This window comes from Hydrocoleum sp. CS-953, assembly GCF_002260545.1.
Lineage (GTDB): Bacteria > Cyanobacteriota > Cyanobacteriia > Cyanobacteriales > Microcoleaceae > Trichodesmium.
Genome location: NZ_LGSU01001303.1, coordinates 1 through 9,509 on the forward strand (window position 1 = coordinate 1; position 9,509 = coordinate 9,509).

The window sequence follows — 9,509 nt, forward strand, 5'->3', positions numbered from 1 at the left end:
CCTCAATGGGTAGTTAAACATCTATCACCAAAAAGTTCAGACCCAGGAGTTTTGCCTGTCGATCAAAAATTGTTTGAGAGAGAAGCAGAAACCCTATACAAATTAGGCAAAGACTCAGACCAAATACCAAAATTATTTGCTCATTTCCAGGAAGGAACAGAATTTTACTTAGTACAAGAATATATAGAAGGGCAAGATATTAGTCAGGAACTTACGCCGGGGAAAAAATTAAGCGAGTCTTATACCATCGCCTTACTCAAAGGAATATTATCAGCATTAGAAACAGCTCATCAAAATAATATAATTCACCGAGACATCAAACCACAAAACTTGATGCGTCGGAAGTCGGATAACAAAATAGTATTGATAGACTTTGGAGCGGTAAAAGAAATAAGTGTATTAACTACAGCTAACCAACAAGGAACAACAAGTTTAACTGTAGCAGTCGGAACACCAGGATATATGCCAAGCGAACAAGGTATCGGCAAACCAAGATTAAGTAGCGATATCTATGCAGTAGGAATGGTAGGAATAAAAGCACTCACAGGAAAAGAACCACAAAACTTACCAACAGACCCAGATACAGGAAATATAATCTGGCGAAACCAAGCACAAGTAAGTAACCGCCTGGCAAATATATTAGATAAGATGGTGCGGGAGTATTTTAGAGAACGTTATAAAAATGCCACAGAAGTATTAGAAGCATTAAATATTCAAACTCCACCACAACCAACACCAGCACCAACACCAGCACCAACACCACAACCAACACCACAACCAACAATTCTATCTCTACCTAAAACTCAAACCCAAACCCAACCTAATAAAACCAGAAGAAAAATATTGATCTTAGGAGGTTTAGCAGGAAGTGGGTTTGTCGCAGCAATGTTAACTAAAGATTTGTGGGGTGGGTTTTTATTTGTCAAAACAAAAACATACTTATCTACTTCGACTTCGACTCATAAATTTGAGACAGTCAAAGTTAACGCAAAAGGAGAAATAATTAATCGTTCTCAAGGTCAAGCAGAGGTGATGATAGAAAACTTAGATCATGGAGTTACCCTAGCAATGGTAAAAATTCCCCCAGGTAGATTTCTCATGGGGTCTCCAAAGACGGAAGTAGGAAGAACGGATAGNGAGAAATAATTAATCGTTCTCAAGGTCAAGCAGAGGTGATGATAGAAAACTTAGATCATGGAGTTACCCTAGCAATGGTAAAAATTCCCCCAGGTAGATTTCTCATGGGGTCTCCAAAGACGGAAGTAGGAAGAACGGATAGTGAAAGTCCACAACATTATGTAGACGTGCCAGAATTTTTTATGGGAAAGTATCCAGTCACTCAAGCACAATGGCAAGCAGTTATTGGAAATAATCCTTCTAGGTTTAAAGGTTTCTTTAAAGGAGCAAACCGTCCTGTAGAAAAAGTAAGTTGGAACGACGCGACAGAGTTTTGTCAGAAACTTTCAGAAATAACAGGTAAAAAATATAGTTTACCCAGTGAGAGTAAGTGGGAATATGCGCGCCCGTGCAGGAACAACAACACCATTTTATTTTGGGGAAACTATAACGTCTGAGTTAGTTAACTTTCATGGTAACTNGCGCCCGTGCAGGAACAACAACACCATTTTATTTTGGGGAAACTATAACGTCTGAGTTAGTTAACTTTCATGGTAACTATACTTATGCTGATGCACCAAAAGGAATATATCGTCAACAAACAACAGATGTGGGAATTTTTCCTCCTAATGCTTTTGGTTTGTACGATATGCACGGTAATGTCTGGGAATGGTGTGCTGATGATGGGCATAATAATTATATTGGAGCGCCTACAGATGGAAGTGTTTGGTTAGATGGAAATAAGAATTATTCTTGGCTGCGGGGCGGTTCCTGGGTCAACCATCCTGATCTATGCCGTTCGGCGTATCGCAACGGCATCGTTAGGCGCGACGTCCCCAGCAGCGCTTTTGGTTTTCGTGTAGTATGCGATGGCGGGAGAACTCTTTAACCCTTTTCTCTTTTCCCCTTTTGCCCTTTTCCCTCTTTTTCTTTTCTCTTTCTATCCCACGAAGCGGGGAAAATTTTTTTTCAGAGTGGAGAAGTTTTTTCAGTTATCAGTTATCAGTTATCAGTTATCATTTTATCGCTCAAATTCAGAGAAAAAAACCATTTTGTGAAGCACCCAAAAGAAATAGTCAGAGTCGAGAATCTGCATTTTGTGGAGCTACCCAAAAAATCGGCAAAAAATTCATGGTACAATTTAATTAATGGGAGTCGCTCGTACCTACGCCTGACTTTTTATTCAACTAAAAAATATGGTCAAACAAGGGTTTTGCCACAGATGTACCGATAATTGTGTTGCCTAATAGAAGCGATAGAACGACCTTCTGCTTNAAAATTCATGGTACAATTTAATTAATGGGAGTCGCTCGTACCTACGCCTGACTTTTTATTCAACTAAAAAATATGGTCAAACAAGGGTTTTGCCACAGATGTACCGATAATTGTGTTGCCTAATAGAAGCGATAGAACGACCTTCTGCTTCGCGATCGCTCCAATCCAGAGAAAAAAACATTTTGTGAAGAACCCAAAAGAAAAAGTTACAAGAATAGAGAAATAATCGCTCAAATTCAGAGAAAAAAACCATTTTGTGAAGCACCCAAAAGAAATAGTCAGAGTCGAGTATCTGCATTTTGTGAAGCACCAAAAAAAATCGGCGCGGAAAAGATTTCCCCCTTGCGTCGGCAAAAAAATCATGGTACAATTTAATGAATGGGGGTCGCTCGTACCTACGCATGACTTTTTATTCAACCACGAAGCAAAACATAGCCAGACCAGTTATCAGTTATCAGTTTTGCTCTATCCGCAACAGTCAATACATTTTCTGAAGCACTCCAATAGAGGAGATTAATAGTCAAATTTTCCCACTATTGCTCTATACGCAACAGTTAATACATTTCCTGAAGCACCCAGCCAAAGGAGATGAATATTGGAATTTTTCTACTATTGCTCTATNACTATTGCTCTATACGCAACAGTTAATACATTTCCTGAAGCACCCAGCCAAAGGAGATGAATATTGGAATTTTTCTACTATTGCTCTATACGCAACAGTTAATACATTTCCTGAAGCACCCCAATAGAAGAGATGAATAGTGAAAAATTCCCACTATTGCCTATAAAGAAATAGTCAATACATTTTATTAAGCACCCCGATAGAGGAGATGAATAATGAAATTTTTCTACTATTGCTCTATACGCAACAGTTAATACATTTCCTGAAGCACCCCAATAGAAGAGATGAACCGATGAGAGAATCGGCATTTTGAGTAGCTCCCAAAAAAATCGGCGACGAAAAGAAATTCCCCTTGCGTCGGCAAAAAAATCATGGTACAATTTAATGAATGGGGGTCGTTCGTACCTAAGCATGATTTTTTATTCAACTAAAAACAAATTCTAAGGTGNCAACAGTTAATACATTTCCTGAAGCACCCCAATAGAAGAGATGAACCGATGAGAGAATCGGCATTTTGAGTAGCTCCCAAAAAAATCGGCGACGAAAAGAAATTCCCCTTGCGTCGGCAAAAAAATCATGGTACAATTTAATGAATGGGGGTCGTTCGTACCTAAGCATGATTTTTTATTCAACTAAAAACAAATTCTAAGGTGTCGCCGAAGTAACAGTAATATTACACCAATTTAGATAAAATCAAAAATAGATCGAAATATTAAGTAAAAATGAAAGTCGAAGAAGGATTGGAAGTTCTGGAGACAGTTCTACCTCCAGGCTCCTTAAACGCTGTAAAAAGAATGGTATTTTCTCAAGCATGGGAAGGTAAAGCTTATGCTGAAATTGCCGAGCAAGCAGGTTACGACCCAGACTACATCAAAGGAGTAGCTGCCAGCTTATGGCAAAGTCTTTCTAGTGTCTTAAAAGAAAAAGTAACCAAGAAAAACTTTCGCGCTCTGCTGAGACAAAAATTTGACACTCAGAAATCATGTCTTGCCCAAACCGAGCCAAATATTCAACAGCAAATATTCCAACCNAAGCTTATGCTGAAATTGCCGAGCAAGCAGGTTACGACCCAGACTACATCAAAGGAGTAGCTGCCAGCTTATGGCAAAGTCTTTCTAGTGTCTTAAAAGAAAAAGTAACCAAGAAAAACTTTCGCGCTCTGCTGAGACAAAAATTTGACACTCAGAAATCATGTCTTGCCCAAACCGAGCCAAATATTCAACAGCAAATATTCCAACCTTCTACAGAAACAAACAAAACACTCTCTAAACCAAAAATTGATTGGGGAGAAGCCATAGACGTTTCCGTTTTTTATGGACGCTCGCAAGAACTAAACCAACTCCAACAATATATTATCACAGATAGTTGTCGCTTAATAGCCCTACTTGGTATGGGTGGCATTGGTAAAACAGCATTAGCAGCAAAAGTCGCCCAACAACTACAGAATAAATTTGACTATATAATATGGCGATCGCTCCGCCACTCTCCTCCACTAGAAACAATTTTGAGGGAACTTATCTCATTTTTCTCTGACCAGGAATGTACCCAAGGAGAACTAAACAAACTTATTGAATACTTACGCCAGTCACGCTGTCTAATAATTTTAGATAGTGTCGAAACAATATTAAAACCTGGATGTACAGGTCATTATCGTTCTGGCTACGAAAACTATAGTCAACTATTTCAGTTAATTAGCCAAACATCCCACTCTAGCTGCCTCATTCTCACCAGTCGAGAAAAACCCCCAGAAGTAGCAGCATTTGAAAGTATAGATACAACAGTACGATCGCTACAAATATTTGGTTCAAAAGAAATAACCAAAACCTTACTACAAACAAAAGAAATATCAGGCACAGAAGCACAAAAACAACAACTCAGTCAACATTATAGTAATAACCCCCTAGCATTAAAAATAGTCATCACCTCCATCAAAGACCTATTCGACGGAGACCTAACAGAATTTCTCCAACATAATACTGCCACCTTTAATGGAATTCGCCGACTCCTCAACCAACACTTTGAGCGTCTCTCAGAAATAGAAAAAAAAATCATGGTTTGGTTGGCAGTTAACCAAGACTGGACTAATGTACAAAAATTAGAAATGGATATTCTGCCAGCCATTTCCAAAGTTAATCTACTAGAAAGTTTAGAAGCTCTCATCTGGCGCTCCATAGTCAAGAAAAAATTAAGTATGTACACAGTAGAACCTCTAATAATGGAGTATGTTCTTAACTACTTAATTGAAGAAATTGTTACTGAATTAACTACTACTAACTTAAATTTATTTCTTAGTCATTCCTTAATTATAACCACTGGCAAACGCTCTATTAAAGAACAACAAAATCAGCTAATTATCGAACCCATTGCCAGACAACTCAATAAAATATTTAGTTCTACTCAAGCCCTCGAACAACAATTATTATTAATTTTAAATAAACTACAAGCTGACGAAACTGCCGTATGTAGTTATGGTATAGAAAATCTGATAAATCTCTGTATGAAACTAGAGATTGATTTAATGATAGGCGACCTTTATTCTCACAAAATGGAATGTCGTCAATCTGCCCATAACTATTCCCAAAAAGCTATTGAAGTATTAACTAAAACTCACCAGAAAAACTCAGAATTTTGTGCATTAGTTCCTGGGAAAATTTGTCCTGCTAGTAAAAATAATCAACATAAATGCCATGAAAATAACGAGTCACAATTAGTAGATAATCACTCCTGTATTTGTCCTACTAATTTTGGAGATTTATCTGAGCATAATTATCAAGAATCACAACAGCAAAAACTAGATAGAAATATTTTAGATATAGATAGCCCAATGTTGTTAGAGAAAATGCAAATATCATCTAATGTTGATATTTCTGTTATAGCTTCTAGCCCGAATAAAGAGTTTTTAGCGATCGCCGATCTATCGGGAAATATTCGTCTCTTGTCGATGGTGAATCCTAAAGTGGATATAGTTCTTAAAGGTCATACTCAAGAAATACATTCTATTGTTTGGAGTCCAGATGGAAATCTTTTAGCAACTGGAAGTGACGATTTAACAATAAGATTATGGGATATTAATACAGGTAAATGTCTACAAATTTTTAGTGAACATACAGCTCGAATTTATGCTTTAATTTGGAGCCAAAATAGTCAAACTATTATTAGTAAAAGCGAAGATGAAACTATTAAGCTCTGGGATATTTTTACTGGTAAATGTTTACATACTTGGTCAGCAGAAAATTTTATTCAATCTTTTACCGATTTAGATTTATCACCAGCTAATACTTCTGAATTTTTAGCTCCTACTTTTTATGAGGTAGAATGTCATGTTAATCTAAAGATGAATAGTTTAAGTTTTGTTGGGTTTGCAGATTCGGAATTAAATTCTGACTCCTTAGTATCTTTTATATTTGCATATAAAACCTAGGAAAATTATTGAATTTTTTTGGCGTTGGTGAATGATTGTATGATTTTTAGGAGTTAGGAGTCAGGAGTCAGGAGTTAGGAGTTAGGAGTTAGGAGTTAGGAGTTAAAACAGTTTTTTTCCTTACTATTAATATTACAACCATAAGAATTTCATACCTTATTTCACCGAATAATTAATAATTAATAGTTAATAATTAATAATTAATAGNATTATTGAATTTTTTTGGCGTTGGTGAATGATTGTATGATTTTTAGGAGTTAGGAGTCAGGAGTCAGGAGTTAGGAGTTAGGAGTTAGGAGTTAGGAGTTAAAACAGTTTTTTTCCTTACTATTAATATTACAACCATAAGAATTTCATACCTTATTTCACCGAATAATTAATAATTAATAGTTAATAATTAATAATTAATAGTTGATAGTCAATTAATTATTCATTCAAAAATTCACGCCTTGAAGCCTCCCCTTAGATAGGGGATAAATCAAAAAAATTCCTTTTAGTCAATCCCCTTCTTTTAAGAAGGGGTAATTATTAATTATTAATTATTAATTGTTCATTGTGTTTTTTGCTGAACAATGCCATTTTTTTTTCATAACTTCAGGACACATTAAAAATACAAGTATAAATCAAGTATAAATTATATAACTTTGGGCAGTTTAGTTCTTTTCTTTTTTAGCAACAATGATTAAATTAAAGCTCACTCCCCATCTGTCGCGTCACTTAAGTAGGGCTTGCTGATTAAATCTAAAAGCATTAAAAGATAAAGGTTTTAGCCTTTTTAAATCGCGAAAAAGTACCTGGTTTTGAGCTGCTTGATGGTCAAAAAGTGAGGATGAAAGGTTAACACGAAGCAGAAAAATCAAGGGATGATTCTTCCTTCTGCCTCCTCGCTCCGATACCCATTCCTCCCGACTCCTACCCTCACCCATAAGACTTGTTCAGCAAGCCCTAAGTATTCCATTTCCCATCTATGTTTCGTAGGGTTTTGGTTTCCAAATCCCTCTTTCACTTGGGTTTGGAGACCAAACCCCTACGATAAAATTTTACAACCTATCTAACCTATCTAGCATTTCTATAGTTATATAGTTATATAGTTATAGAGATTTTTCGACAAGAAACACAGTCGGTCAATTTCAGCATAAAACCAATGATTTTATTGAATCATAAATCTCTCAACTAACCTCATAAACCAAGGAGTTAAAATTAACATTAGGCTCTCTTGAATTCTGAATTTTTATGATTATTGAGTAGGCAATTCTGAGCCAATTTCATTGTACTATTAAACATCAGGTCTAGACTTATTAAATTTTGTCAAATATTTACTATCTCTTTTGTACAAATCAACGAAGATATTTGACATTATTTGACTACATAAGACTATATTTATGTACAACGTTTATTATACCTTATTTAATATTATAACTAAACATTTTGGTATTTTTGTTTAACAATCCAATCAAGAATTAAACGATTAACTATTTCGGGACATTCATCATGGGCACAATGACCAGCATTATCTAATTCTATAAATTCTAAACGGGGATTAAGTTGGGTAAACTGACTTGGATTGNCGATAAACCAGAAAAAAATGCCGAAAAACTAAACATTTTGGTATTTTTGTTTAACAATCCAATCAAGAATTAAACGATTAACTATTTCGGGACATTCATCATGGGCACAATGACCAGCATTATCTAATTCTATAAATTCTAAACGGGGATTAAGTTGGGTAAACTGACTTGGATTGGCAAATTTTGGAGGAATTAATAAATCTTGCTTGCCCCAAATTAATAAAATAGGAACTTCCAGGGTAGGGAGTACAGCTTTTACACTAGGACCTAACTTAGTGCTACCCATAATCTTGAATATAATACAAAAAGCACGAGCTGCCCCCCTATCTCTCGGCGGCCCTGTTAATATCTCCACCAATTCTTCTGTAATTAGATCGGGATTACTATAGGCAAGCTTAACCCAGCGACGAATAATTGAAGGTCTACGAACGATAAAAAACACAGCCCTTAATAATAGTGGGGAAGCAACAATATTTTGAATCAACTCAACAGTAGGTAAAAACTTAGGTGGAATTGCTTCAGCTTGAGCAGCAGGATCTGGTAAATTAATCATTATTAGACCCACAACCATATCTGGATAAGTAGCACTAGCAATTAGGGAAATTAAAGAACCAGTCGAATTACCCACTAATATTACTGGTACTTGAATAAAAGTTTGCCAAAATTCGTATACCTGCTCTACCCAAAAACTACTATCGTAGTTGGCGATCGCTTTTTCTGAAGCACCAAAACCCAATAAATCTAAGGCATAGACCGTATGCTGTTGAGCTAAGACATGGATATTGTGTCGCCAATGGCCTATTGATGCTCCAAAACCATGTAAAAGTAGTATAGGAGGGTTTCCTGATTTATGGCCTGCCAAAGTTTCGTGATTATTTTGGCATCGACAATAAGTGTAGCGAGTTTGCCATCCTCGCCATACCCACTCTCGTTGATTACCTATTTTTTTTTGCCAGTAGCTAGTAGTTTCACTCACTATACATTCATATTTCTAAATATTAAGATTTCTGGCGTTGCTAATTTGAGTTATGAAACTCCATTGGGTCAGAGATAGTTAAGAGTCCATTGCTTTGGACGTAAAATTATACCTATTTTCATAGAAATTTTAGTCTAGGCTAGGAACTACATTTAATCCTTGTGTTGTAATATTATTGCTAATTAAATTCATTACCACTCCCAGTCTAAATAGTTTTAACTACCAAGTTATTAGACATACTACCCTACAATAAGCATTGTACTTGATTTTATTTAGCCTAAGGGTAATTTGTTCAAGTTATTTTAGACTAATCCTAAACCTTATAGGTTACCAACCATGCTAGCTCGTTATTTGTAACATTCTTTTTTCAAGCATGGTATCACTTACTTTGAGTGTAAGGGCTAACTATAGAAATCCGCCCATAGGTCGCGGGTAATCAAAAAGTAGATCAAAAACTTGAAACTCCCGCCAGTTAAGTCTTCCCTGTTCCCTGTTCCCTAAAAGCGGTAAGATTTTTATACACAAATAAAA

At 36.0% G+C, this 9,509-nt stretch carries 3 protein-coding genes and 2 pseudogenes; 4 read left to right on the forward strand and 1 reads right to left on the reverse strand.

The genetic code is table 11. The features are described from left to right. Positions 1-69: 69 nt before the first annotated feature. From AFK68_RS23520 to AFK68_RS46225, 4 genes and pseudogenes are all read left to right on the forward strand, one after another. The coding region (locus AFK68_RS23520; RefSeq protein ID WP_246844391.1) for a serine/threonine-protein kinase at positions 70-1,136 on the forward strand (1,067 nt) is incomplete at its 3' end. A 1-nt stretch (position 1,137) separates the two neighbouring features. Beyond that, positions 1,138-1,597, forward strand: a pseudogene (locus AFK68_RS42405) (formylglycine-generating enzyme family protein); the annotation flags it as partial. Between the two features lies 1 nt (position 1,598). Further along, positions 1,599-2,005, forward strand: a pseudogene (locus AFK68_RS42410) (formylglycine-generating enzyme family protein); the annotation flags it as partial. Positions 2,006-4,307: 2,302 nt separating this feature from the next. Further along, positions 4,308-6,434: an NB-ARC domain-containing protein gene (locus tag AFK68_RS46225; RefSeq protein WP_371357523.1), complete on the forward strand. Its 2,127-nt coding sequence runs from the start codon at positions 4,308-4,310 to the stop codon at positions 6,432-6,434. Positions 6,435-8,030: 1,596 nt separating this feature from the next. Here the strand turns inward: AFK68_RS46225 and AFK68_RS23555 are convergent. After that, a complete protein-coding gene (locus tag AFK68_RS23555; RefSeq protein WP_094675575.1) occupies positions 8,031-8,978 on the reverse strand; it encodes an alpha/beta fold hydrolase in 948 nt (315 codons plus the stop codon). Positions 8,979-9,509: the final 531 nt, after the last annotated feature.